The sequence below is a fragment of the Nocardioides sp. SYSU D00038 genome, assembly GCF_016924665.1.
In the GTDB taxonomy this organism is placed as follows: Bacteria; Actinomycetota; Actinomycetes; order Propionibacteriales; family Nocardioidaceae; genus Nocardioides.
The window spans coordinates 85,793-109,315 of sequence record NZ_JAFFJT010000031.1 but is presented as its reverse complement, the minus strand read 5'-3'; the positions used below and the strand labels follow the sequence as shown (position 1 = coordinate 109,315).

Annotated in this window: 26 protein-coding genes; 12 read left to right on the top strand and 14 right to left on the bottom strand. The window is 72.6% G+C overall.

Translation table 11 applies throughout. The annotated features are described in order from the left end of the window. The first annotated feature begins 6 nt into the window (after positions 1-6). Positions 7-1,380: a pitrilysin family protein gene (locus tag JT721_RS18540; RefSeq protein WP_205474763.1), complete on the top strand. Its 1,374-nt coding sequence runs from the start codon at positions 7-9 to the stop codon at positions 1,378-1,380. A 30-nt stretch (positions 1,381-1,410) separates the two neighbouring features. Here the strand turns inward: JT721_RS18540 and JT721_RS18535 are convergent, their stop codons facing one another. The 3 genes from JT721_RS18535 to JT721_RS18525 all read right to left on the bottom strand — a co-directional run bounded on the left by JT721_RS18535 (position 1,411) and on the right by JT721_RS18525 (position 3,197). Next, positions 1,411-1,980 (bottom strand): hypothetical protein, encoded by a 570-nt coding sequence (locus tag JT721_RS18535; protein WP_205474762.1) that lies wholly within the window; start codon positions 1,978-1,980, stop codon positions 1,411-1,413. After that, entirely contained in the window at positions 1,977-2,573 is a 597-nt protein-coding gene (locus JT721_RS18530; RefSeq protein WP_205474761.1) for a transposase, read from the bottom strand. The genes JT721_RS18535 and JT721_RS18530 overlap by 4 nt, the downstream gene beginning before the upstream one ends. A 108-nt stretch (positions 2,574-2,681) precedes the next feature. After that, positions 2,682-3,197, bottom strand: a complete 516-nt coding sequence (locus tag JT721_RS18525; protein WP_205474760.1) for a trans-aconitate 2-methyltransferase — start codon at positions 3,195-3,197, stop codon at positions 2,682-2,684. Between the two features lie 75 nt (positions 3,198-3,272). On the opposite strand from JT721_RS18525, the gene dapB reads away from it, so the two are divergent. After that, positions 3,273-4,040 carry a 4-hydroxy-tetrahydrodipicolinate reductase gene (gene dapB / locus JT721_RS18520; RefSeq protein WP_205474759.1) on the top strand — a complete coding sequence of 256 codons (768 nt, stop codon included), beginning with the start codon at positions 3,273-3,275 and terminating at the stop codon, positions 4,038-4,040. Between the two features lie 106 nt (positions 4,041-4,146). Here dapB and JT721_RS18515 read toward each other — a convergent pair whose 3' ends face one another. Next, positions 4,147-5,205, bottom strand: coding sequence for a zinc-dependent dehydrogenase (locus JT721_RS18515; RefSeq protein ID WP_205474757.1), 1,059 nt, complete (start codon positions 5,203-5,205; stop codon positions 4,147-4,149). 237 nt (positions 5,206-5,442) lie between these two features. Here JT721_RS18515 and JT721_RS18510 point away from each other — a divergent pair, with 237 nt between their 5' ends. Continuing rightward, entirely contained in the window at positions 5,443-7,440 is a 1,998-nt protein-coding gene (locus JT721_RS18510) for a PTS mannitol transporter subunit IICBA (RefSeq protein ID WP_240341034.1), read from the top strand. A gap of 72 nt (positions 7,441-7,512) precedes the next feature. Here JT721_RS18510 and JT721_RS18505 read toward each other — a convergent pair whose 3' ends face one another. Genes JT721_RS18505 through JT721_RS18495 form a run of 3 tightly spaced genes read right to left on the bottom strand, consistent with a single transcriptional unit; the run spans position 7,513 to position 9,067 of the window. After that, entirely contained in the window at positions 7,513-7,812 is a 300-nt protein-coding gene (locus tag JT721_RS18505) for an AzlD domain-containing protein (protein ID WP_205474755.1), read from the bottom strand. After that, the gene (locus JT721_RS18500) at positions 7,809-8,516 is read right to left on the bottom strand and encodes an AzlC family ABC transporter permease (RefSeq protein ID WP_205474754.1); all 708 of its coding nucleotides are present in this window, start codon (positions 8,514-8,516) and stop codon (positions 7,809-7,811) included. Before JT721_RS18500 ends, JT721_RS18505 begins: the two co-directional genes overlap by 4 nt. After that, positions 8,513-9,067, bottom strand: a complete 555-nt coding sequence (locus JT721_RS18495) for a GNAT family N-acetyltransferase (RefSeq protein ID WP_205474753.1) — start codon at positions 9,065-9,067, stop codon at positions 8,513-8,515. The genes JT721_RS18500 and JT721_RS18495 overlap by 4 nt, the downstream gene beginning before the upstream one ends. Before the next feature lie 65 nt (positions 9,068-9,132). Here JT721_RS18495 and JT721_RS18490 point away from each other — a divergent pair, with 65 nt between their 5' ends. Beyond that, the gene (locus JT721_RS18490; protein ID WP_205474752.1) at positions 9,133-10,137 is read left to right on the top strand and encodes an aldo/keto reductase family protein; all 1,005 of its coding nucleotides are present in this window, start codon (positions 9,133-9,135) and stop codon (positions 10,135-10,137) included. Here JT721_RS18490 and JT721_RS18485 read toward each other — a convergent pair. Both JT721_RS18485 and JT721_RS18480 read right to left on the bottom strand, forming a co-directional pair. Continuing rightward, entirely contained in the window at positions 10,114-10,929 is an 816-nt protein-coding gene (locus JT721_RS18485; RefSeq protein ID WP_205474751.1) for a hypothetical protein, read from the bottom strand. The genes JT721_RS18490 and JT721_RS18485 overlap by 24 nt on opposite strands. Positions 10,930-10,951: 22 nt before the next feature. Next, complete coding sequence (locus tag JT721_RS18480; RefSeq protein ID WP_205474750.1) at positions 10,952-11,536, bottom strand: DUF3043 domain-containing protein; 585 nt, start codon at positions 11,534-11,536, stop codon at positions 10,952-10,954. 96 nt (positions 11,537-11,632) lie between these two features. Here JT721_RS18480 and JT721_RS18475 point away from each other — a divergent pair, with 96 nt between their 5' ends. Beyond that, positions 11,633-12,445 (top strand): PspA/IM30 family protein, encoded by an 813-nt coding sequence (locus tag JT721_RS18475; RefSeq protein ID WP_205474749.1) that lies wholly within the window; start codon positions 11,633-11,635, stop codon positions 12,443-12,445. Between the two features lie 57 nt (positions 12,446-12,502). Further along, the gene (locus tag JT721_RS18470; RefSeq protein WP_205474748.1) at positions 12,503-13,684 is read left to right on the top strand and encodes an ATP-binding protein; all 1,182 of its coding nucleotides are present in this window, start codon (positions 12,503-12,505) and stop codon (positions 13,682-13,684) included. 39 nt (positions 13,685-13,723) lie between these two features. Here JT721_RS18470 and nadA read toward each other — a convergent pair whose 3' ends face one another. Then, positions 13,724-14,908 carry a quinolinate synthase NadA gene (nadA, locus tag JT721_RS18465; RefSeq protein WP_205474747.1) on the bottom strand — a complete coding sequence of 395 codons (1,185 nt, stop codon included), beginning with the start codon at positions 14,906-14,908 and terminating at the stop codon, positions 13,724-13,726. 58 nt (positions 14,909-14,966) lie between these two features. After that, the gene (locus tag JT721_RS18460) at positions 14,967-15,884 is read right to left on the bottom strand and encodes a GNAT family N-acetyltransferase (protein ID WP_307828135.1); all 918 of its coding nucleotides are present in this window, start codon (positions 15,882-15,884) and stop codon (positions 14,967-14,969) included. 35 nt (positions 15,885-15,919) lie between these two features. Between JT721_RS18460 and JT721_RS18455 the strand changes: the two genes are divergently transcribed. Together JT721_RS18455 and erpA are read left to right on the top strand one after the other, a co-directional pair. After that, positions 15,920-17,002 (top strand): glycerate kinase, encoded by a 1,083-nt coding sequence (locus JT721_RS18455; protein ID WP_205474746.1) that lies wholly within the window; start codon positions 15,920-15,922, stop codon positions 17,000-17,002. A 99-nt stretch (positions 17,003-17,101) separates the two neighbouring features. Further along, positions 17,102-17,464: an iron-sulfur cluster insertion protein ErpA gene (gene erpA / locus JT721_RS18450; RefSeq protein WP_205474745.1), complete on the top strand. Its 363-nt coding sequence runs from the start codon at positions 17,102-17,104 to the stop codon at positions 17,462-17,464. Between the two features lie 114 nt (positions 17,465-17,578). Here erpA and JT721_RS18445 read toward each other — a convergent pair whose 3' ends face one another. Next, positions 17,579-17,797, bottom strand: coding sequence for a hypothetical protein (locus JT721_RS18445; protein ID WP_205474744.1), 219 nt, complete (start codon positions 17,795-17,797; stop codon positions 17,579-17,581). Between the two features lie 123 nt (positions 17,798-17,920). Here JT721_RS18445 and JT721_RS18440 point away from each other — a divergent pair, with 123 nt between their 5' ends. After that, positions 17,921-18,862, top strand: a complete 942-nt coding sequence (locus JT721_RS18440) for a carbohydrate kinase family protein (RefSeq protein WP_205474793.1) — start codon at positions 17,921-17,923, stop codon at positions 18,860-18,862. A gap of 40 nt (positions 18,863-18,902) precedes the next feature. Here JT721_RS18440 and JT721_RS18435 read toward each other — a convergent pair whose 3' ends face one another. Both JT721_RS18435 and JT721_RS18430 read right to left on the bottom strand, forming a co-directional pair. Beyond that, a complete protein-coding gene (locus tag JT721_RS18435; protein ID WP_205474743.1) occupies positions 18,903-19,136 on the bottom strand; it encodes a sulfurtransferase TusA family protein in 234 nt (77 codons plus the stop codon). Continuing rightward, complete coding sequence (locus JT721_RS18430) at positions 19,133-20,260, bottom strand: aminotransferase class V-fold PLP-dependent enzyme (protein WP_205474741.1); 1,128 nt, start codon at positions 20,258-20,260, stop codon at positions 19,133-19,135. The genes JT721_RS18435 and JT721_RS18430 overlap by 4 nt, the downstream gene beginning before the upstream one ends. Before the next feature lie 92 nt (positions 20,261-20,352). Here JT721_RS18430 and coxB point away from each other — a divergent pair, with 92 nt between their 5' ends. Genes coxB through JT721_RS18415 form a run of 3 tightly spaced genes read left to right on the top strand, consistent with a single transcriptional unit; the run spans position 20,353 to position 23,413 of the window. Continuing rightward, positions 20,353-21,231 carry a cytochrome c oxidase subunit II gene (gene coxB, locus JT721_RS18425; protein ID WP_307828134.1) on the top strand — a complete coding sequence of 293 codons (879 nt, stop codon included), beginning with the start codon at positions 20,353-20,355 and terminating at the stop codon, positions 21,229-21,231. Then, positions 21,228-22,997 (top strand): cytochrome c oxidase subunit I, encoded by a 1,770-nt coding sequence (gene ctaD / locus JT721_RS18420; protein ID WP_205474739.1) that lies wholly within the window; start codon positions 21,228-21,230, stop codon positions 22,995-22,997. Before coxB ends, ctaD begins: the two co-directional genes overlap by 4 nt. After that, positions 22,997-23,413: a cytochrome c oxidase subunit 4 gene (locus JT721_RS18415; RefSeq protein ID WP_205474738.1), complete on the top strand. Its 417-nt coding sequence runs from the start codon at positions 22,997-22,999 to the stop codon at positions 23,411-23,413. Before ctaD ends, JT721_RS18415 begins: the two co-directional genes overlap by 1 nt. The last annotated feature ends 110 nt before the right edge of the window (positions 23,414-23,523 follow it).

The following is a 23,523-nucleotide window of genomic DNA, read 5'->3' as shown; positions in this document are numbered from 1 at the left end:
CTCCACGTGAGCTCGTCTCCCACGACGACCGGCCGGCGGGCAACCGCCGGCCGGTCGTCGGCTTCCGGCACCAGTCAGCGGCCCGGCACCACCCGCACGCTCCAGTCCACCAGCGACGACGCCGGCCAGGTGACCTCGCTGGTCAAGCGCTCGGTGCTCCACGGCGGCCTCCGGGTCGTCACCGAGCAGCTCGCCGGTGCCCGCTCGGCCAGCATCGGTGTCTGGGTCGGCGTGGGCTCGCGCGACGAGTCCCCGACCCTCCACGGCTGCTCCCACTTCCTCGAGCACCTGCTGTTCAAGGGCACCGCCGAGCGCTCGGCGCTCGACATCTCGGTGGCGCTCGACGCGGTCGGGGGCGAGTTCAACGCCTTCACCGCCAAGGAGTACACCTGCTTCCACGCGCGGGTCCTCGACGAGGACCTGCCGCTGGCGGTCGACGTCCTCGGCGACATGGTCACCGGCTCGCTGCTCGCCGCCGAGGACGTCGAGGCCGAGCGCGACGTGATCCTCGACGAGATCGCGATGCACGACGACGACCCCGACGACGTGGTGCACAACCTCTTCGCCGAGCTGGCGTGGGGGAGCGACTCCCCGCTGGGTCGACCGATCGCCGGCACCGTCGGCTCGATCGAGGCGCTCACCCGGGCGCAGATCCAGCGCTTCTACCGGCGGCACTACCGCGCGGCCAACATGGTCGTCGCGGTCGCCGGCAACCTCGACCACGCCGACGTCGTGCGCCGGGTGCGCAGGGCGTTCGGCCGCCACGGCTTCCTCGACCCGGACGCGACGCCCGTCCCTCCGCGCTCGGCGGCCCGTCCGCGCCGGGTCCACCCCGGCGTCGTCGAGGCCACCCGGCCGTTCGAGCAGGTCAACGTGGTGCTCGGCCGCGAGGGGCTGGTACGCACCGACGACCGGCGGTTCGCACTCGGCGTCCTCAACACCGCCTTGGGCGGCGGCACCTCCAGCCGGCTCTTCCAGGAGGTGCGCGAGCGCCGCGGCCTGGCCTACTCGGTCTTCTCCTTCGCCAGCCACCACGCCGACTCCGGCCTGGTCGGGGTCTCCGTGGGTTGCCTGCCCACCAAGCTCGACGACGTGCTGGCGGTGGTGCGCACCGAGCTGTCCCGGGTCGCGGCCCACGGCATCACCGAGGAGGAGCTGGTGCGCGGCCAGGGCCAGCTGCGCGGCGGGCTGGTCCTGGGCCTGGAGGACTCGCTGTCGCGGATGTCGCGGATCGGCAAGGCCGAGCTCGTGCACGACGAGCTGCTCTCGGTCGACGAGGTGCTGGCCCGGATCGAGGCCGTCAACCTCGACGAGGTGCGCGACGTCGCCCGGCTGGTCTTCGACCGTCCCGAGCTGCTCGCGGTCGTCGGGCCGGCCTAGCCCTGAGCCGGGCTCAGCGCACCGCCGGGCTCAGCGCACCGCCAGCACCACCGCGGCGCAGCCCGCGGCCCACAGCACGCTGACGAAGGTGCCGATGATGAACCGCTCCGCGGCGCCGGAGTCGTTGGCCTTGAGCTCGGCGTAGCGGCCCAGGCCCTTGAGGGCCAGCGCGAGGGCGATGCCCTCGGGCAGGCCCGCGACCAGGCTGGCGAAGACCGCGACCCGCTCGAGGACGCCGATCCACGCACCGCCGCGCAGCACGCTGGCCGCGGCGTCGAGCCCGGTGCGACCGGACCCGGCCGCCGGTGCGGGCTCCGCGGCGTCGACGACGGAGAACACGGCGGTGGTGAGCGGCCCGCCGCCCGCCACCGCCGCGACGGCCGCGAGGAGCACGGCGAGCGCCTGCGGCCCGGGGTCGTCGGTGGCCGCGGCCGGCACGGTCGCCACGACCAGGCCCGCCGCCGCGACGGCGACGGCCGTGCCGAGCGGGACGGCGAGCGAGCCCGCGCGCCGTACGGCGTCCGACCAGGCCGTGACGCCCGCGACCGCGGCCCCGCCCAGCAGGGCCAGGACCACGACCAGGGCGGTGTCGCCGCTCATGCCGCGACCTCCCCGCCGACGAGCGCGGCTGCGAGGGCGGCCACCGTGGCGCGGGCGCGCCGCCCCTCCTGCACCGCCGCGGTGCGGGCGCGCTGGGTGACGGCCGAGGGGGTGACCCCGAGCCGCTCGGCGGCCTCCTCGTGGGTGAGGCCGTCGTCGAGCAGGTCGGCGACCTCCCAGCCGCCCCGGGTGCGGCGGCCGAGCAGTGCGGCCCACAGCCACAGCACGGTCTCGAGGTCGGTGGCGGCGTCTCCGGGCGCCAGGGCGCGCAGGTGCCAGGGGCTGGTCTTGGCCGCGGTGACGGCGTCGCGGGCCAGCAGGAAGGCCGGTCCGCGGCCGGCCCGGGTGCTGTCGGGCAGCGGCGGGTCGACCGGCCCGACGCCGATCCCGACGTTCCAGCCGCCGTCGCGCAGCAGCAGCTCGACGACGGCCGGCAGCTCGTCGGCGGCGAGCACCCCCTGCACCTCGTCGCCCGCCGTGCGCTCGAAGGCGCGCAGGTGGGGGAGCGGGGCCAGGTCGCGGAGCAGGGCGGGCACCAGGTCCGGCCCGGACCGGCTGGACCGCTGGTCGGCGGTCACGACGACGACACGCATCGGCACCTCCGTGGTGAGAGATTCCCTAACGTAGCCCAATCCTTAGGAAATGTCCTAAGGTTGGCGGGCCGGAGGAAATCTCCTTCCCCCGCGGGGGCGACGGCCCGATCAGCGCTTGCCGATGATGCCGATGACCGCGAGCTCCTTGTTCTCGACCACCGACACCCGGAAGCCGGCGCCCTGCAGCGCCGCGGAGGCGTTCTCGACGATGGTCTTCATCTGCTCGGGGAGCTTGACCTCGAAGAACAGGTGCACCGCCCCGCCGGGCAGCACCCGCTCGTGCAGGAGCGCCACCTCGTCGGCGCAGTCGCGCACCCAGAACAGGTTGACGTTGAAGGCGAACACCTTGTGCAGCCGCTTCACCGGCACCCGCAGCGTCGCCAGGTCGATCTGGCGGACGGTGAGGCGGCCGGCGGCGACGTACGCCGCGCAGCGCCGCTTGGTGCGGTCGACACCGGACTCGGAGCGGTCGATGGCGAACAGCTTGCCGGTCTCGAGCCGACTGCACATCAGCTCCGCCGCCGCGCCCGCGCCACACCCGATCTCGAGGAGGTGGTCGCCGGGCTGCGGGTCCATGAACTCCACCGCCCACCGGATCCGGGCCGGGATCGCCTGCACAGCCATGGGTCCAGCCTGCCAGAACCCGGGCCCGGACGGACGCACGGCCCGCGGCGTCCGGCCGGCCGATAGCGTGGTGCCGTGGCTGACGAGACGACGGGACCGCTCCGGGTCGGGGTGCTGGGCGCGCGCGGCAAGGTGGGGTCGGAGGTGTGCCGCGCGGTCGCCGCGGCCGACGACCTCGACCTGGTCGCGGAGGTCGACGTCGACGACGACGTGGAGGTGCTCGCGTCGTCGGGCGCCGAGGCGGTCGTCGACTTCACCCACCCCGACGTGGTGATGGACAACCTGCGCTACTGCGTCGAGAGCGGCATCCACGCCGTCGTCGGCACCACCGGCTTCGACGACGACCGCCTGGCGACGCTGCGCGGCTGGCTGGGCGAGGAACCCGCCACCGGCGTGCTGATCGCCCCCAACTTCTCGATCGGCGCGATCCTGATGATGCGCTGGGCCGCGGCCGCGGCGTCGTTCTACGAGTCGGTCGAGATCGTGGAGCTGCACCACCCGACCAAGGCCGACGCGCCGTCCGGCACCGCGCGCCGTACCGCCGAGCTGGTCGCCGCCGCCCGGCGCGCGGCGGGCAGCGCCCCGATGCCCGACGCGACCTCCACCGCGCTCGACGGCGCCCGGGGGGCGTCAGTCGACGGCGTGCCGGTGCACAGCATCCGCCTGCGCGGCCTGGTCGCCCACCAGGAGGTGCTGCTCGGCTCCCCGGGCGAGACCCTCACCATCCGCCACGACTCCCTCGACCGGTCGTCGTTCGCCCCCGGCGTGCTGGCCGGGCTCCGCGCGATCCGGTCGCACCCCGGCCTCACCGTAGGCCTCGAGCACGTCCTCGACCTCGGCTGAGCGCGCCGAGTCGTCGTTACTCAGCACGAGTAACGACGACTCGACAGGCTGGGGTAGGGCGAGTCGTCGTTACTCAGCACGAGTAACGACGACTCGACAGGCCGGGTCAGGGCTCGACGGTGACCTTGATCGCCTCGCCCTTGCGCACCAGGTCGAAGGCGTCGAGCACGCGGTCGAGCGGGATGTGGGCGGTGATCAGGTCCTTGACCGGCACCTGGCCCGAGGAGATGTACTCCAGGGCGCGCTTGTTGTGCTCGGGGGCCGAGCCGTTGGCGCCGTGGATGTGCAGCTGGCGGTAGTGGACGACGTTGGAGTCGCAGGTGATGGTCGGGTCGGTCTTGGGCAGGCCGCCGAAGAACGAGATCCGGCCGTTGCGGGCGGCCATCGCGATGGCCTGCTCCTGGGTCACGTTGGCGGCGGTGGCGGTGATGACGACGTCGGCGCCGCGCCCGCCGGTCAGCTCCATCACCCGCTCGACGACGTCGACCTCGGCGGCGTTGATCACCTCGTCCGGCCCGACCGCGGCGGCCGACATCGCCAGCCGCTCGGCGTTGACGTCGACGAGGTAGACCGGACCGACCCGGTGGACGCCGCGGGCGATCCGGATGTGCATGCAGCCGATCGGACCGGCGCCGAAGACGACCGCTGTGTCGCCCTCCTCGATGCCGAGCAGCTCCTGGGCGTTGATGGCGCACGCGAACGGCTCGGCGGCCGAGGCCTCGTCGTAGCCGACGTTGTCGGGGATCCGGTTGAGCCCGTCGACCTTGAGCACCTGCCGGGGCACAACCATGTACTCGGCGAACCCCCCGTCGTACTGGTAGCCCACCGAGGTCTGGTTCTGGCAGACCGCCATCCAGCCCTTGCGGCACTCGTGGCACTCACCGCACGGGACGGCCGCGATCACCTGGGCCCGGTCGCCCACCGCCCAGTCCGAGCCGTACGTCGCGTTGACGTCGGCGCCGACCTCGACGACCTCGCCGGCGATCTCGTGGCCGATGGTGCGCGGGGGAGTGAGGTTCTGGTGGCCGTTGTGGAAGATCTTCACGTCGGTGCCGCAGGTCGAGCAGTTGCGCACCCGCAGCTTGACCTCGTCGGGGCCGCACCCGGGCTCCGGCACCTCCTCGAGGCGGACGTCCTCGGGTGCGTAGAACCTCAGGGCCTTCATGGGGGTCTCCTCCGGGAGTGGGGGCGGTGGTCCGGGCGGCCGCGGGCGGTCCCTCCGAGGAGACCACACCGTGCCGCCACTCCCGACCGTAGTCGTGTTTCATGTTGTTGTCACTTTGGATGTGTTGGTTTCAGACCTCTTGACGCCCGATATCGGTCCGATATACACATGTTCAAAGATCTCCGTGACCCCGATCACAGGTGAGCACGGAACCCGAGAGGTCCAGGGGAAGGTTCGATGACCACCACGACAACAGCCACGGCGCCCACCACGGGCGGGATGCGGGTGCAGGTCCAGCGGTTCGGCACGTTCCTGTCGAACATGGTGCTGCCCAACATCGCCGCGTTCATCGCCTGGGGCCTGATCACCGCCCTGTTCATCGAGAAGGGCTGGATCACCCTCATCGGCGACAAGGTCTTCGGCTACGACGGCGGCTACGGCTTCGTCGAGGACCTCGGCGCCTGGGGGTCGGGGGCCGACGGCACCGGCATCGTCGGGCCGATGATCACCTACCTGCTGCCGATCCTGATCGGCTACACCGGCGGCCGGATGATGTACGACGACAACCTGCGCGGCGGCGTCGTGGGGGCGATCGCCACCATGGGCTCGGTGACCGGCGCGGACGTGCCGATGTTCCTGGGCGCGATGATCATGGGGCCGCTCGGCGGCTGGTCGATGAAGAAGCTCGACGCGCTGTGGGACGGCCGGATCAAGCCCGGCTTCGAGATGCTGGTCAACAACTTCTCCGCCGGCATCTGGGGGATGGTGCTGGCCATCTTCGGCTTCCTCATCGCCGGGCCCTTCGTCAAGGCGTTCTCCAACGTCGCCGAGGACGTCGTCGACTTCCTCGTGGGCAACGACCTGCTGCCGCTGACGTCGATCTTCGTGGAGCCCGCCAAGGTGCTCTTCCTCAACAACGCGATCAACCACGGCGTCTTCACCCCGCTCGGCACCTCGCAGGCGGTCGAGGACGGCAAGTCGGTGCTCTTCCTCATCGAGGCCAACCCCGGCCCGGGCCTCGGCCTGCTGCTGGCCTTCGCGATCTTCGGCAAGGGCCTGGCGCGGGCGTCGGCGCCCGGCGCCGCGGTCATCCAGTTCCTGGGCGGCATCCACGAGATCTACTTCCCCTACGTGCTGATGAAGCCCAAGCTGATCGTCGCGGTGATCCTCGGCGGCATGACCGGTGTCGGCGTCAACGTGCTCTTCGACTCGGGCCTCCGGGCCCCGGCCGCACCCGGCTCGATCATCGCGGTCTGGCTCCAGTCGCCGGCCGGCAGCCTGGTGGGGGTCACCCTCTCGGTCGTGCTGTCGGCCGCGGTGACCTTCCTGGTCGCGGGCTTCCTGCTGCGGCTCGACCGCGACTCCGAGGGCGACCTCGCCGGCGCGACGGCCGAGATGGAGGCGCGCAAGGGCAGGAAGTCGTCGGTCGCCTCCGCCCTCACCGGCGGCGGCACCGGCCCGATCCGCCAGATCGTGTTCGCCTGCGACGCCGGCATGGGCTCCAGCGCGATGGGCGCCTCGGTGCTGCGCAAGAAGATCCAGGCCGCCGGGCACGCCGACGTCACGGTCGTCAACAAGGCGATCTCGAACCTCGGCGACACCTACGACCTCGTGGTCACCCACCAGGACCTCACGGCGCGGGCCCAGCAGCGGACGCCGTCGGCGGTGCACGTGTCGGTGGAGAACTTCATGGGCAGCCCGCGCTACGACGAGATCGTGGCGCTGCTCGACGAGCGCAACGGCGGCGGCAACGGCGGTGGCTCCGGCGCGCCCGCGGCCGAGGAGGCCCCGGGGCTGTCCGCCGGCCTGCTCGGCGCCGAGTCGGTCGTGCTCGACGGCGGCGCCGACGACCGCGAGGCCGCGATCACCCGCGCCGGCGAGCTGCTGGTGGCGGCCGGGGCCGTCGAGCCGTCGTACGTCGAGGCCATGCACGCCCGCGAGCAGTCGGTCTCGACCTACATGGGCAACCTGCTGGCGATCCCCCACGGCACCAACGAGGCCAAGAGCGCGATCAGGCGCACCGGCATCTCGTTCGTGCGCTACCCCGGCGGCCTCGACTGGAACGGCAAGGAGGTCAAGTTCGTCGTCGGCATCGCCGGCGCCGGCACCGACCACCTCAAGCTGCTCCAGCGCATCGCCGAGGTCTTCCTCGACGCCGACCAGGTGGCCCGCCTCGAGGCCGCCGGGTCGGTGGACGAGGTGCTCGACGTGCTCGGCCAGGTGCAGCCGGCCTGAGCCACCCGCGCGGGGGACCCGCGGCCCCGGTCGGCGGCGCCGGCCGGGGCCGTCGGTCACCCGTCGGCGGGGTCAGAGCAACCGCAGCAGGGCCGCGGTGAGCGCGGCGCCCACCACCACGAGCAGGAACGGCGCCCGCAGCACCAGCAGCACCACGGCCGCGCCCAACCCGGCGGCCCGGGCGTCGAGGGCCAGGCGCTGGTCGTCGGCCGCCACCTGCACCGCCACCAGGGCGGCCAGCAGCGCCACCGGGATCAGGTCGGCCACCCGGCGCACCACCGGCCGGTCGAGCACCCGCTCCGGCACCGACAGGCCCGCGAGCTTGAGCAGGTAGCAACCCGCGCAGGCGACCGCGATCGCTAGCCAGGTCATGCCCGCCTCCCCGGTGGGCGCCCCAGCAGCCCGACCAGCAGCGCCACGCCGCCGGCCGCGAGCACCGGCACGCCGGCCGGGGTGAGCGGCACCAGGCCGAGCGCGACCGCCACCGCCAGCACCGCCACGACCCGGTGCCGGGGCTCGCGCAGCCGTGGCCACAGCAGCGCGAGGAAGGCCCCGCCGACGGCGGCGTCGAGGCCGTAGGTGCGCGGGTCGCCGAGCGCCTCCCCGGCCACCGCGCCGGCCAGGGTGGTGAGGTTCCACAGCACGAAGATGGTGACCCCGGTGACCAGGAAGCCGGTTCGCGCCAGCGGCGTCGTCGCGCGGGTGACGCCCATCGCCGTGGACTCGTCGATCAGGAGGTGGGCCGCGCCCGCGCGCCGCCGGCCGCGCCAGGCCAGCAGCGGTGCCATCCGCAGGCCGTAGAGGGTGTTGCGGGTGCCGAGCAGGAGGGCCGTCGCGGCCGCCGACACCGGGGAGCCACCCCCGGCGAGCACGCCGACGAAGGCGAACTGCGAGGCGCCGGTGAACATCACGAGCGACAGCACGCAGGTCTGCCACACGTCCAGCCCCGAGGCGACGGACACGGCGCCGAACGAGACGCCGTAGAGCCCGGTGGCGACGCCGACGCCGAGGCTGTCGCGCACGACGCCCCGGCGGGCGGCCTCGAGGTCGTCGGCGCCGGCCGGGTCGGGGCTCACGTCAGGGCGGTGTGCAGGCGCACCTGCTTGACCGTGGTCGCGCCGGTGCCGTCGAGGTCGAGCTCGCGGTGGGCCTGGTCGGGGGCCCAGCCGGCGCCGGCCAGGAAGGCGCGCAACGCGTCGTCGCCGGCGTTGGCCCACAGCACCGCGCGGGTGAACCGGTCGGCCACCATCGTGTCGGCGGCGGCCTGCAGCAGCCGCGAGCCGTGGCCGCGGCCGCGCTCGTCGGGATCGACGGTCAGCTCGCGCAGCTCGGCGTCGGCCACGGGGTCGCAGTCGGGGTCGGCCGCGGGCCCGGTGATCGCGAAGCCCACGACCCGGTTGCGCTCGAGGGCCACCAGCACCCGGTTGCGGGCGTCGCCGGGCTTGGTCAGCGACTCCGCCCAGGCCCGGGCGGCGGCGGCGAGGGCGTCCGGTCCGGTGGGGAACGCCTCGGGCGGTACCACGCCGGCGTAGAGCCCCGGCCAGCTGCGCAGCTGGAGCTCGGCGATGGCGGCGGCGTCGTCGGCCCAGGCGACGCGCACCGACACGTCGGCGGTGGGGCTGCTCATGCCCCCATCCTCGCAGCCCCCGGCCCGAGGGTCGTCCCGTGGCCCCGCGTCCTAGGCTCGACCCCATGGAGATCCGCAACCTCGGCGCCAGCGGTCTGAAGATCAGCGCCATCTCGTACGGCAACTGGCTCACCCACGGCTCGCAGGTCGAGGAGGACGCCGCCCTGCGGTGCGTGCGCCAGGCCCTCGACGAGGGCATCACCACCTTCGACACCGCCGACGTCTACGCCAACACCGCGGCCGAGACGGTGCTCGGCAAGGCGCTGGCCGGCGAGCGGCGCGAGGGCCTGGAGATCTTCACCAAGGTCTACTGGCCCACCGGGCCCGGCAAGCACAACGACCACGGCTTGTCGCGCAAGCACATCCTGGAGTCGATCGACGCCTCCCTGCGCCGGCTCGGCACCGACCACGTCGACCTCTACCAGGCCCACCGCTACGACTACGAGACGCCGCTCGAGGAGACCATGGAGGCGTTCGCCGACGTCGTCCGCGCCGGCAAGGCCCACTACATCGGGGTCTCGGAGTGGCGGGCCGAGGAGATCCGGGCGGCGCACGCGCTGGCCCGCGAGCTGCGCATCCCGCTCGTGTCGAACCAGCCGCAGTACAACATGCTCTGGCGGGTCATCGAGGCCGAGGTGGTGCCCACCTGCGAGGAGCTCGGGCTGGGCCAGGTCGTGTGGTCGCCGATCGCGCAGGGCGTGCTCACCGGCAAGTACCAGCCGGGCCAGCCGCCGCCGGCGGGGTCACGGGCGACCGACGACAAGGGCGGCGCGGACATGATCTCGCGCTGGCTCCAGGACGACGTGCTGACCAAGGTGCAGCGGCTCCAGCCGCTCGCCGAGCAGGCCGGGCTCAGCCTGGCCCAGCTCGCGGTGGCCTGGACGCTGCAGAACCCGAACGTCTCCTCGGCGATCATCGGCGCCAGCCGCCCCGAGCAGGTGACCGAGAACGTTAAGGCGGCCGGGGTGCGGCTCGAGGCCGACCTGCTCACCTCGATCGACGAGGTGCTCGGCGACGTCGTGGAGCGCGACCCGGCCAGGACGCAGTCACCCGGGAAGCGCGACTTCTGACTCCTGGCGGGCCAGCGCCACGGCGCCGGCGGTCGAGAGCAGCAGGCCGGCCACCACGACCGGCCACCAGCCGCCGCGGACCCCGTCGCCCAGCAGGGCGACGCCGACCACCGACGGCACGAAGGTCTGGCCCACGATCATCGGCGCCGTGGCGGCCGCGACCGCGCCGCCGCGCATGCCGAGGGAGTAGACCCAGAACGCCACCAGGCTGAACGACGGCACCGCGAGGGCGGCTAGCACGACCACGGCCGACACCGGCGTCTCCACGCCCCGCACGGCGATCGCCGACCCGGCGTACCCCAGGCCGGCGAGGGTGCCGAGCAGCCCGCCGGGGGAGTCATGCAGCAGCAGCGCCGCGACCAGCAGGCCGAGCACCGCCGCCCACAGCAGGGCGGTGAACAGCGGGGTGGTCACCACCTCGCCGGGCGCACCCGCCCCGAGCGAGAGCAGCACCAGGCCGAGGGTGACGGTGCCGACCGCGGCCCAGTGCCGCGCGGCGAGCGCGGCGTCGACACGCCGCGCCGCCCACGCGGTGACCGGCAGCGACATCGCGACCGTCGCCTGGGCGAGGTAGAGCGGCAGCAGCCAGATCGCGACCGCGTGGAGCAGGAAGCCGAGCAGGTACGCCGCGACCACCGCCATCGTCCAGGCGTCGCGTACCGACAGGCTGACGAAGCCGACCAGGCTGTCGGGCCGGTCGGCGAAGCGTCGTACGGCGTGGGCCTGGGCGACCGCCGCGAGGCCGAACACGGTGGCCGAGAGCAGCCCCGCGACCAGGCCGAGCCAGCTCACCGCCGGCGTCCCGCCCGCGTCGTCATCGGTAGTGCTCGGGGAGCTCCTGGCCGATCTTGACCTGCGCCTTGGGCAGCCGCATGAACTTCATCTGCAGCGAGCGCATCGCGGCGTAGTAGAACGTGCCCTTGGTGGGCTCCTCGGGGAACCGGGCGGCCAGCTGCCGGCGCAGGCGGCGGCGCAGCATCACCAGGTCGAGCACCACGACCAGCAGGGTGCCGAACAGCACCGAGTTGCCGATCGCGGCGAGCCGGCTGCTGCCGGAGTAGCCGAGGATCATCGTGACGACCAGCAGCGGGATCATCAGCTCGATGAGCGAGAACCGGCTGTCGACGAAGTCGCGGATGAAGCGGCGCACCGGACCCTTGTCGCGCGGCGGCAGGTAGCGCTCGTCGCCGGTCTTCATGGCCTGGCGCATCTTCTGGCTCGACTCCGAGCGCGACGCCCGCTGGGCGGCCGCCATCTCCTTGCGGGTGCGGGGCGTCTTGGCCCGTTCGCGGGCGGCGGCCTCCGCCTCGCGACGGGTCGGCGTCGGCCGGCCCTTGCCGCCCGGCTTGACGGGGGCGGGGTCGGCGACGGGGGCCTCGGACTTGGCGCGACGGAACACGGTTGCCTCGGGGTCTGGGTGGGTCGGTGGAACGGCACGAGCCTACCGGCGCCGACTAGGGTGGGTGTCGACGGATCCGACGAAGGGACTCGACCCATGGGCCTCATGCAGCGACTCAGCCTGATCTTCCGGTCCAAGGCCAACCAGGCGCTCGACCGCGCCGAGGACCCGCGCCAGACCCTCGACTACAGCTACGAGCGTCAGCTCGAGCTGCTCTCCAAGGTGCGTCGAGGGGTCGCCGAGGTCGCGACCAGCCGCAAGCGCGTCGAGCTCCAGGTCCGCCAGCTCGAGGCTCAGGCGGAGAAGCTCCACGGGCAGGCCCAGCAGGCGCTGAAGGTGGAGCGCGAGGACCTCGCCCGCGAGGCGCTGACCCGCCGTTCCGGCCTGAGCCAGCAGATCGCCGACCTGCAGGCCCAGCACGCCCAGCTCCAGGGGGAGGAGGAGAAGCTCACGCTCGCCCAGCAGCGCCTGCAGGCCAAGGTCGAGGCGTTCCGCACCCGCAAGGAGACGATCAAGGCGACCTACACGGCCGCCGAGGCGCAGACCCGCGTCAACGAGGCGATGTCGGGGCTCGGCACCGAGATGAGCGACATCAACGCCGCGATGGCCCGGGCCGAGGACAAGACCGCCCAGATGCAGGCCCGGGCCGGCGCCATCGACGAGCTGATCGCCACCGGGGCCCTCGACACCCCCGGAGCTCTCAACGCCGGCGACGACATCGCCCGCGAGCTCGAGGCGATGAGCTCGCAGGCCGACGTGGAGGCCGAGCTCGCTGCGCTCAAGGGCGCCGGCACCAGCTACCGGCCCGAGGCGATCGAGGCCGCCGAGGAGGCCCCGGACGCCGCCGTCGACGCTGCGGGGGAGACCGGTGCCGAGCCCCGCCCCGAGGCGCCCGGTCGCGAGGGCTGAGGTCCAGCCGTCGGCGTCCGGGGGGACACGACGGCCGCGCCACCTACGATGCGGGGCGTGGACGAGGTGGGAGACGACGCGCGCCGGACCGCCGCGCTGGCGGCCTACGACGTGCTGCTCAAGCCGCCGCGGCGCGAGCTGGTCGCCGTCGTCGACCTGGCCGCCCGGATCTGCGGCGTGCCGATGGCGACCATCAACCTGATCACCGACACCGAGCAGCACCAGGCCGCGGCGGTCGGCTTCGACGCCTCGATCTGCAGCCGCGAGGACTCCATGTGCGCGGCGATCCTCGGCGAGGACGCCCCCGTCGTCGTGCCCGACGCGAGCCAGGACCCGCGGTTCCGCGACAACCCGTTCGTGACCGGCAGCCTCGGCGATGTGCGGTTCTACGCCGCCCACAAGCTGGTCACGCCCGACGGCGTCACGATCGGCACGCTGTGCGTCTTCGACGACCGGGTGCGCCACCTCGACGAGGACCAGCGGGTCGCGCTCGGCACGCTCGCCGAGCGGATCGTCGACATCCTCGAGCTGGAGCTGGTCGGTCGCGCCCTCCAGCGCACCCTCGCCGAGCTGGAGCTGAGCAACGAGCGGCTGACGTCGTTCGCCGGCCAGGTCAGCCACGACCTGAAGACGCCCCTGGCGAGCCTGTCGCTGTCGCTGGAGGTGATGCGCGACCAGCTCGAGGAGCACGGCTCGATCCGCGTGGAGGACGGTCTGCTCGACCGGGCCATCGACGGCTCCTCCCGGATGGCGCGGCTCATCGACCAGGTGCTCGACTACGCCCGCCTCGGCGGCTCGCTGAAGACGGAGGCCGTCGACCTCGGGGTCGTGGTCGGCCAGGTGCTGCAGGACCTCGACGGGGTGCTGGCGGGGGTCGAGGTCCGGGTCGGTCCGCTACCGGTGGTCGTCGGCGACCCGGTGCTGCTGCGCTCGGTGCTGCAGAACCTCCTCGACAACGCCGCCAAGTACCGCCACCCCGACCGCGCCCCCACGATCTCGGTCTCGTCGGCTCGCGTCGACGACTGCTGGCGGGTCGAGGTCGTCGACAACGGCCGGGGGGTGCCCGCGGAGGCGCGCGGCTCGATCTTCGACCCGCTCACCCGGGCGGACCGCTCCGTCGAGGGCTCCGGGATCGGGCTGTCGACGTGCCGGCGGATCCTGTCCGCGCACGGCGGCACGCTCGGCTGCGACCCCGTCCCCGGTGGCGGCTCGACGTTCTGGTTCGCCCTGCCCGCCTGACCCGACGCCGGTCGAACCGGCGTAGGGCGACCGGCCGGTTCAGTCCTTGTGGGACTTGCCGGGGAGATCGAGCATCCGCTGGAGGGCGACCAGGGCCCACTTCTCGGTCTCCGGGTCGACCTCGATCTGGTTGACGACCTGCCCGGCCGCCAGCGACTCCATCGCCCACACGAAGTGGGGGAGGTCGATCCGGTTCATCGTCGAGCAGTAGCAGACGGTCTTGTCGAGGAAGACGATGTTCTTGTCCGGGTGGGCGTGGGCGAGGCGCTGCACCAGGTTGAGCTCGGTGCCGATCGCCCAGCTCGAGCCCGCGGGGGCGGCCTCGATGGTCTTGATGATGAACTCCGTCGAGCCGACCAGGTCGGCCTTGAGCACCACCTCGTGACGGCACTCGGGGTGGACCAGGATGTTGACGTCGGGGATGGTCGCGCGCAGCTCGTCGACGACCTCGGGCGCGAACCGGCCGTGCACCGAGCAGTGACCCTTCCACAGGATCATCCTGGCGTCGCGCAGCTGCTCGACGGTGAGGCCGCCGTGGGGCCGGTGCGGGTCCCAGACCACGCAGTCGTCGAGGGAGAGGCCCAGCTGCAGCACCGCGGTGTTGCGGCCCAGGTGCTGGTCGGGGAGGAACAGCACCTTGGCGCCGCCCGCGACGTCCGGCTTCTGGGCGAACGCCCACTCCAGCGCCACCTCGGCGTTGCTGGAGGTGCAGACCGTGCCGCCGTTGCGACCGCAGAAGGCCTTGATGTCGGCGGAGGAGTTCATGTAGGTCACCGGCACCACCGCGTCGCCGATCCCGGCCGCGGCCAGCGCCTCCCAGGCGTCCTCGACCTGGCGCAGGCGGGCCATGTCGGCCATCGAGCAGCCGGCGCCGAGGTCGGGGAGGATCACCTTCTGGTCGGGACCGGTGAGGATGTCGGCCGACTCGGCCATGAAGTGCACGCCGCAGAAGACGATGAACTCCGCCTCCGGCCGGGCGGCGGCGTCGCGGGCCAGCTTGAAGGAGTCGCCGGTGACGTCGGCGAACCGGATGACCTCGTCGCGCTGGTAGTGGTGGCCGAGCACGAAGACCCGGTCGCCCAGGGCCTCCTTGGCCGCGATCGCCCGGGCCACCAGGTCGGGGTCGGACGGCGAGGGCAGGTCGCCGGGGCACTCCACCCCGCGCTCGCTGTTGAGGTCGGTGCCGCGCCCCAGCGGGAGCAGCGGGAGGTCGACGGTGGTCATGGGCGGATCCTATTCGTCGGCCCGGGCGGACGCCGGATCGGCGACCGTCCCCGGTCCCTCACTGGAGGGCACCATGGTGAACGTACGGCGCGGGTGGTTTCATCCCGCGCAGCGCCAGGTAGCCCTCGGTGTGCAGCGCCAGCCGGGCGCCCAGGCCCACGTCGAGGGCCCACTGGTTGGCGTCGGTCAGGTGCGGCTGGGTGACCACCCCGGAGGAGTCGGCCAGCGCGGCCCACAGCAGCCGGGCAGCGGTGCGCCGGTTGTCGGCGGCCAGCAGGAGCACGCTGCCCCCGTCGACGTAGGCGTAGCCCGAGCCGGTCGTGGTGTCCGAGACCAGCAGCCGGTGCTCGGCCAGCAGGTGCGCGTGGTCGGGTCCGTGCGCCGAGCCGCGGGTGCGCCGGTCGAGGGAGTCCATCAGCTCGCGGTCGGCCTCGGCGCCCTCGCGCACCTTCTCACCGGTGTCGACCGGGATCGCGGTGCGGTCGACGGTGCCGGTGAGGAACATCTGGGGGTGCAGCGAGAACCCCGCCAGTCGGTAGCGCCGCGCCGCCAGCGGGTCGGCGGAGCTCGACAGCATCGCCCGGGTGCAGCCCCGACCGTGGGCCAGGGCCGCCTCGAGCAGCGCGCGCCCGATGCCGCGGCCCTGGTGGCCGGGTCGCACGGCGTACGTCGCGAGGCACCAGGTCACCTCGCGCACCAGCGAGGTGGCCATCCCCACCAGCCCCTCGTCGCCCTCGACCACCCAGCAGCCGCCGGGATCGGTCTCCAGCAGGTGGTGGGTCCGGCGCACCCATCCCGAGGCGTGCCGCTCGCTGCGGATCACCGGGGGCGGCAGGTCCGCGCGCCGCTGGCGGACGTCGAGCTCGAGGAAGGCCTCGGCGCTGAGCCGCTCGGCCAGCGGCACGTCCTCGGCCCGCATCGGTCGCACCACCCAGCCCGTCCGTCCCGTCGCCCGTCCCGTCACCGGTCCCGTCACCCGGCCGACGCTAGGACATGCACGAGGATGGCCGCATGCGAGTTCTGGTCGCCCCCGACAAGTTCGCCGGCACCCTCACCGCCGTGGAGGCAGCCGACGCCATCGCCGAGGGCTGGCGCCGCCGGGCGCCCGGCGACGAGCTCGACCTCGCCCCGATGTCCGACGGCGGCCCGGGCTTCGTCGACGTGCTGCACGCGACGCTCGGCGGGGAGCTGCTGGGCGTCACCGTGGAGGGGCCGCACGGCGAGCGGGTGCCGGCGACGGTGCTGCTGGCCGGCGACACGGCGTACGTCGAGAGCGCCCAGGCCTGCGGCCTGCACCTGATCGAGGGCGGTGCCGAGCACGGGTCGACGATGGGCGTGGGGGAGCTGGTCGCGGCCGCGCTCGCCACCCCGGCCACCACGATCGTGGTCGGGCTGGGCGGCAGCGGCACCAACGACGGCGGCGGCGGGATGCTGTCGGTGCTCGGCGCGACCAGCGACGGGGTGATGGAGGTCGGCGGGGTGAACCTGCACACCGTCACCTCCGTCGACCTCGCGCCGGCCCGGGCCCGGGTGGCCGGGCGCCGGCTGGTCGCGGCCACCGACGTCGACATCCCGCTCACCGGGCTGTTCGGCGCCACCAAGACCTTCGGCCCGCAGAAGGGCATCGACGAGGACCTGCTGGTCGAGCTCGACGCGAAGCTCGAGCAGTACGCCGCCGCCGTCGACCGGAGGCTGGCGCTCGAGAAGGGTGCCGGGGCGGCGGGCGGGCTGGGCTTCGGCCTGCTCGCGCTCGGCGCCGAGCGGGTCTCGGGGATCGGGCTGGTCGCCGACGCGGTCGGGCTGGCCGAGCGGGCCCGGGCGGCCGACCTGGTGGTGACCGGCGAGGGCGCCTTCGACTTCTCCTCGCGCTCGGGCAAGGTGCCCTACGGCGTCGCGGAGGTCGCCGCCGAGGCGCTGCGCCCGTGCGTGGCCCTCGCCGGGGCGGTGCTGGTGGGGTCGCGGGAGATGCGGGCGCTGGGCGTGGAGTCGGCGTACTCGCTGGTCGACCTGGTGGGGGAGGAGATCGCGTTCGCCGACCCCGCGGGCTCGCTGGCCGACCTCGCCGAGCGGGTCGCGCGCACGTGGTCGCGGTGATCCGGCCGACACCGCGGGAATAGACCCCGGTGTGCGACCATTGCAACCAGTGACAGACCGTCCCTTCCCACTCACCAGCGTCCACCCGGGAGCCGACACATGACCGAGCAGGTCGAGACCACCACCGAGCGTCGCACCGACAGCATCAACCTCAGCCCCGTCGCTGCGGCCAAGGTCAAGAGCCTCCTCGAGCAGGAGGGCCGAGACGACCTCGCGCTGCGGATCTCCGTGCAGCCCGGCGGCTGCTCGGGCCTCCGCTACCAGCTGTTCTTCGACGAGCGCACGCTCGACGGCGACGTCGCCACCGACTTCGACGGCGTGTCCGTCGTCGTCGACCGGATGAGCGTCCCCTACCTCAACGGCGCGATGATCGACTTCGTCGACAGCATCGAGAAGCAGGGCTTCACCATCGACAACCCCAACGCGACCGGCTCCTGCGCCTGCGGCGACAGCTTCCACTGAGCCGATCCGCAGGCCCGCACGCCGGGCTCGAGCGAGCAACAGCCCCCGACGCCGAGGCGTCGGGGGCTGTTCGCGTCGGTGGGGGCCGCTCGGCGCTGGTCCGGGCGGCCGCGCTCAGTCCAGGTGCAGCGAGAGCGCGTTGGCGAGCCGGAGCGCGGCGTCGCTGATCTCGATCTCGCCCTTGGGCAGGTCGGTGGGCACCTCGTCGAAGTGGATGCTGGGCGCCGGCCGCACCGCTCGCCACGCGGTCCGCTCGAGCCGCAGGTTGGTCTCGGTGGCGCGGCAGTCGGCGAGCATGTCCGAGGTGCTGGAGAGGTCGTCGTAGGCGGTCATGCCTCGACGTTATGGGCTACTGATTGGTACTCCCAGCACTACTTCGCAGTAGTGTTCCTCTCCGTGTCCGACACCTCCCCCGGGTCCCTGCTGATCGCCGGCTCCATCGCCACCGACCACCTCATGAACTTCGCCGGGAGGTTCCGCGACTCGCTCGTCGTGGAGCAGCTCGACAAGATCTCCCTCTCTTTCCTCGTCGACGACCTCGAGATCCGCCGCGGCGGCGTCGCGGCGAACATGTGCTTCGGCCTCGGCCGCCTCGGCCTGCGGCCGGTGCTGGTGGGCTCGGCGGGAGAGGACTTCGCCGACTACCGCTCCTGGCTGGAGCGGCACGGCGTCGACTGCGGCCACGTGCGGATCTCGGAGAGCAAGCACACCGCCCGCTTCGTGTGCACCACCGACCCGACCGGCGCGCAGATCGCGTCGTTCTACCCCGGCGCGATGTCGGAGGCCAGGCTGATCGAGCTGGCGCCGATCGTCGAGAAGGTCGGCGAGCCGTTCTACGTGCTCATCGGCGCCGACGACCCCGACGGGATGCTGCGCCACACCGACGAGTGCCGCCAGCGCGGCTACCCGTTCATCGCCGACCCCAGCCAGCAGCTGGCGTTCAGCGAGGGCGAGCAGATCCGCGACCTCATCGACGGCGCCGCGATCCTGTTCTCCAACGAGTACGAGTCGCACATGATCGAGCAGAAGACCGGCTGGACCGCCGACGAGGTGCTGGCCCGGGTCGGCACCCAGGTGACCACCCTCGGTGCCGACGGCGTGCGGATCCGCAGCAAGGACGGCGTCGACCTGACCCTCCACGCCGCGACCGAGGTCACCGCCGTCGAGCCCACCGGGGTCGGCGACGCGTTCCGCTCGGGCTTCCTCGCCGGCCTGGCCTGGGGCCTGGGCCACGAGAACGCCGCCCAGGTCGGCTGCGTGCTCGCGGCGTACGTCGTGGAGACCGTCGGCACCCAGGAGTACTCCTTCACCGCCGAGCAGTTCCTGGCCCGGGTCGAGGCGTCCTACGGCGCCGAGGCGGCCGGCGCGGTGAAGCCGCACCTCTCCGTCGTCCGCTGACCACGGCGGGCCGGTCGGGTCTGCCAGGTCGGTCGGGGGATCAGGACAGCCGGGTCACCAGGTAGCGAGGCACGCCGTCCGCGGCGGCGTCCTCCCCGTCGTAGCGCTGCGAGCGCATCCGGCACCACGCCGGCACGTCGTGGCGCGCGGCGGGGTCGTCGGCCACGACCGCGAGGGTCTCGCCGACCGCGACGTCGCCGAGGTGGCGGGCCAGCTCGATGACCGGACGCGGGCACGGCAGGCCCCGGCAGTCGAGCTCGAGCGCCGGCGTCACAGCCCGGTCCCCGACCGCAGCTCGGCGACCACCTCGGGCACCGCGGCCACGAACGCCTCGACCTGCTCCTCGGTGACGTCGCGGGTCAGCGCGAGCCGGACGTTGCCGTGGGTCAGCGCGCCCATCGCGGCCAGCACGTGGCTGGGCTCGAGGGTCGAGGAGGTGCACGCCGACCCACTGGCCACCGCGAACCCGCGGCGGTTGAAGGCATCGACCACGGCCTCGCCGTCGACGTAGAGCACCGAGAAGGTGAGCAGGTGGGGGAGCCGGTCGACGGGGTCGCCCACGACGTCGACGTCCGGCACCCGGGCGACCGCGGCCCGCACCCGGTCGACGAGCGCGTGCTGGCGGGCGTTGACGGCGTCGCGCTCGGCGACCACGGCCTGGAGGGCGGCGGCCGCGGCGAGGGCGGCCGGCACGTTCTCGTAGCCGGCCACCCGGTCGTCGACCCGGTCGTCGGCCGGGAACGGGTTGCGCCACCGGGCGCCCTTGCGCACCAGCAGCACGCCGACGCCGGCCGGCCCGCCCCACTTGTGGGCCGACCCCGCCGCGACCGCCCAGCCCTCGGGCAGCGGGAGGCGGCCCATCGAGGCGCAGGCGTCGGTGAAGAGGGGCACGTCGTTCGGCAGTTCGAAGCGTCCGACATCCTGGATGGTGCCGACCTCGTGGTTGGCGGTCTGGAGGGCGACTGCGGCGACATCGGGGCCAATCGCGTGCTCGACGAGGTCGCCGTCGTAGACCCGACCGCTCCCGTCGACCTCGACGACATCTGCCTCGGCTCCCCACTCCACGGCTCGGAGGACCGCGGAGTGCTCGACCCTCGAGTGGACGACCACCCGACCGCGGCGGGAGCTGGCGACCAGCCCGAGGAGGCCGCGGTGCACCGCGTCGGTGCCGGACGAGGTGAACGAGACCTCGTCGCGGCGTACGCCCAGGGCCTCGGCCACCGCCTCGCGGGCGTTGTCGAGGATCAGCCGCGCCGAGCGGGCGGGGGAGTGCAGGCGCCGGGGGTCGGCCCAGCCCCGGTCGAGCGCGGCCAGCAGCGCCTCGCGGGCGGCCGGGTGGAGCGGCTCGGAGGAGGCGGCGTCGAGGTACGTCGTCGGGGCCGCCGCGGCATTCGTCACACCGTGCAATCTAGGCCCCCCTCCGCCAACATCGGGACCCGATTCGGATAGTGTGCGGAGTACCCGTGATCGCTCGAGAGGAAGGCTCTTCGGTGAGTCTGCAGCTCCCCCGGCGCGCGGCAGGGAAACGCGGCATCCCGAGGACCGCCGCCCTTGTCGTGCTCGGACTCAGCACCCTGTTCCTGGCCGGATGCTCGGACGAGACCGCGGCCGGTCGGCTCGCGATGCCGGACCCCGCCTCCGAGCAGGGCGAGCACATCCTCAACCTGTGGCAGGGCGCGTGGATCGCCGCCCTCATCACCGGGGGGCTCGTCTGGGGGCTGATCTTCTACGCCACCTGGCGCTTCCGCCGACGCAGCGCCGACGACCCGATCCCGGTGCAGACGCGCTACAACCTGCCGCTGGAGATCTTCTACACCATCGCGCCGGTCATCATGGTGATCGTGTTCTTCAACCACACGGTGAAGACCCAGAACCTGGTGCTGGAGGAGTCCGAGCGGCCCGACCACACCGTCTACGTCGTGGGCCAGAAGTGGTCCTGGACGTTCAACTACGTCGAGGAGCCGGCCGGCGACGGCAAGGTGCTCTTCGAGGCCGGCACCGGTTCCTACATCCCCAAGCTGGTGCTGCCCGTCGGCGAGACCACCCGCTTCGAGCTCCGCTCGCCCGACGTGATCCACGACTTCGGCGTTCCCGGCTTCCTCATGAAGATGGACGTCATCCCGGGCCGCAACAACCACTACGAGATCAAGCCCACCGCCGAGGGCACCTACCGCGGTGCCTGCTACGAGCTCTGCGGCACCTACCACTCACGGATGCTGTTCACGGTCGACGTCGTCAGCCCCGAGGAGTACGAGGACTACCTCGAGGAGCTCGCGGCCACCGGTAAGAACGATGCCGACGACATCGTCGAGGGCCCCGCGGGCGCCTACCAGCCGGCCGGCATGCACGAGGACGAGGAGACGTCGTGACCGCCACCGCTTCCAACCCGGTCGGGGTGAGCCAGCCCCGTCGGACGCTGGGTCAGCAGGTCGTCCGGGTCCTGACCACGACCGACCACAAGCTGATCGGCAAGCTCTACCTCGGCACGTCGTTCGCCTGGTTCATCATCGGCGGCCTGATGGCGATGCTGATCCGCTCCGAGCTCGCCTTCCCCGGCCAGCAGGTCGTCAACGACGAGCTCTACAACCAGCTGTTCACGATGCACGGCACGATCATGCTGCTGCTGTTCGCGACGCCGCTGTTCTTCGGCTTCGCCAACGTGATCATGCCGCTGCAGATCGGCTCCCCCGACGTCGCGTTCCCGCGGCTCAACATGTTCAGCTACTGGCTGTTCCTGTTCGGCGGCCTGATCACGGCCTCCGGCTTCCTGACCCCCGGCGGCGCGGCGTCGTTCGGCTGGTTCGCCTACACCCCGCTCTCCGACGCGGTGAACACCCCCCACGTCGGCGGCGACCTGTGGATCATGGGTCTGTGGATGGCCGGTCTCGGCACCATCCTGGGTGCGGTCAACTTCATCACCACGATCATCTGCATGCGCGCGCCCGGCATGACCATGTTCCGGATGCCGCTGTTCGTGTGGAACACGCTGATCACCAGCCTGCTGGTGCTGATCGCGTTCCCCGTCCTCGCCGGCGCCCTGCTCTCGCTCGAGGCCGACCGGATGCTCGGGGCCCACGTCTTCGACGCCGCCCACGGCGGCGCGATCCTGTGGCAGCACCTGTTCTGGTTCTTCGGGCACCCGGAGGTCTACATCATCGCGCTGCCGTTCTTCGGCATCGTGACCGAGATCCTGCCGGTCTTCAGCCGCAAGCCGATCTTCGGCTACATCGGCCTGGTCGGCGCGACGCTCGGCATCGCGATCCTCTCGGTGGCGGTGTGGGCCCACCACATGTTCGTCACCGGCGCGGTCGACCTGCCGTTCTTCTCCGGCATGACGTTCCTGATCGCGGTGCCCACCGGGGTGAAGTTCTTCAACTGGATTGGCACCATGTGGGGCGGGTCGCTGACCTTCGACACCCCCATGCTCTGGTCGGTGGGCTTCCTGACGACGTTCCTGTTCGGCGGCCTGACCGGCATCATCCTGGCCAGCCCGCCCCTGGACTTCCACGTCTCCGACTCCTACTTCGTGGTCGCCCACTTCCACTACGTCGTGTTCGGCACCGTGGTGTTCGCGATGTTCGCCGGCTTCTACTTCTGGTGGCCGAAGATGACCGGCCGGATGCTCGACGAGCGGCTCGGCAAGGTGCACTTCTGGCTGCTCTTCGTCGGCTTCCACACCACGTTCCTGGTCCAGCACTGGCTGGGTGTCGAGGGCATGCAGCGCCGGATCGCCGACTACCTGCCGAGCGACGGGTTCACCACCCTCAACCAGGTGTCCACCATCGGTGCGTTCCTGCTGGGCGCCTCGACGCTGCCGTTCTTCTACAACGTCTACGTCTCCGCGCGCGGGCCGAAGGTCGAGGTCGACGACCCGTGGGGCTGGGGCCGGTCGCTGGAGTGGGCCACCTCGTGCCCGCCGCCGCGGCACAACTTCACCTCCATCCCGCGGATCCGCTCGGAGTCGCCCGCCTTCGACCTGCACCACCCCGAGGTCGCCGTGCTCGACCTGGAGGAGAACGAGGCGGCCCGTGACGGCGGCCTCGCCGACGCACCGGACATGTCCGGGCGCGAGGAGATGCTGGAGGACCGCGGCGCCGACACGTCGGACGACGACACCCCGGAGGAGAAGTCCTGATGAAGTCCGAGGCTTGGATCTTCGCGGTCTGCACCGTCTTCCTGGTGCTGGTGACCCCGGCGTACTGGTTCGTCACCGACGCCAGCGAGCACGGCGGCGACTGGACCGGCACGTCGGCGCTGTTCATGACGACGCTGCTGACCCTGATGGTCACCCTCTACCTGGGCTTCCACGCCAAGAAGATGGACCCGCGGCCCGAGGACCGGTCGGACGGCGAGATCGCCGACGGCGCGGGCGAGCTCGGGTTCTTCCCGCCGTACTCGTGGTGGCCGCTGTGGTGCGGCGCCACCCTCGGCGTCATCGTCTTCGGCCTGGCCATGGGCGCCTGGTGGCTGGTCATCATCGGCGCCGTGCTCGGCACGCTGGCGCTCTCCGGCCTGGTCTTCGAGTACTACCGCGGAGAGCACGCTCACTGAGCCGGGTTTGGGGATTCGTCCCCGGCCGTGGTTACGCTTGTCGAGGGCCCCTGGGGAGCACCTGGGGGCCCTGACCATGTCACCACACAATGTCACCACCGGCTCACGGG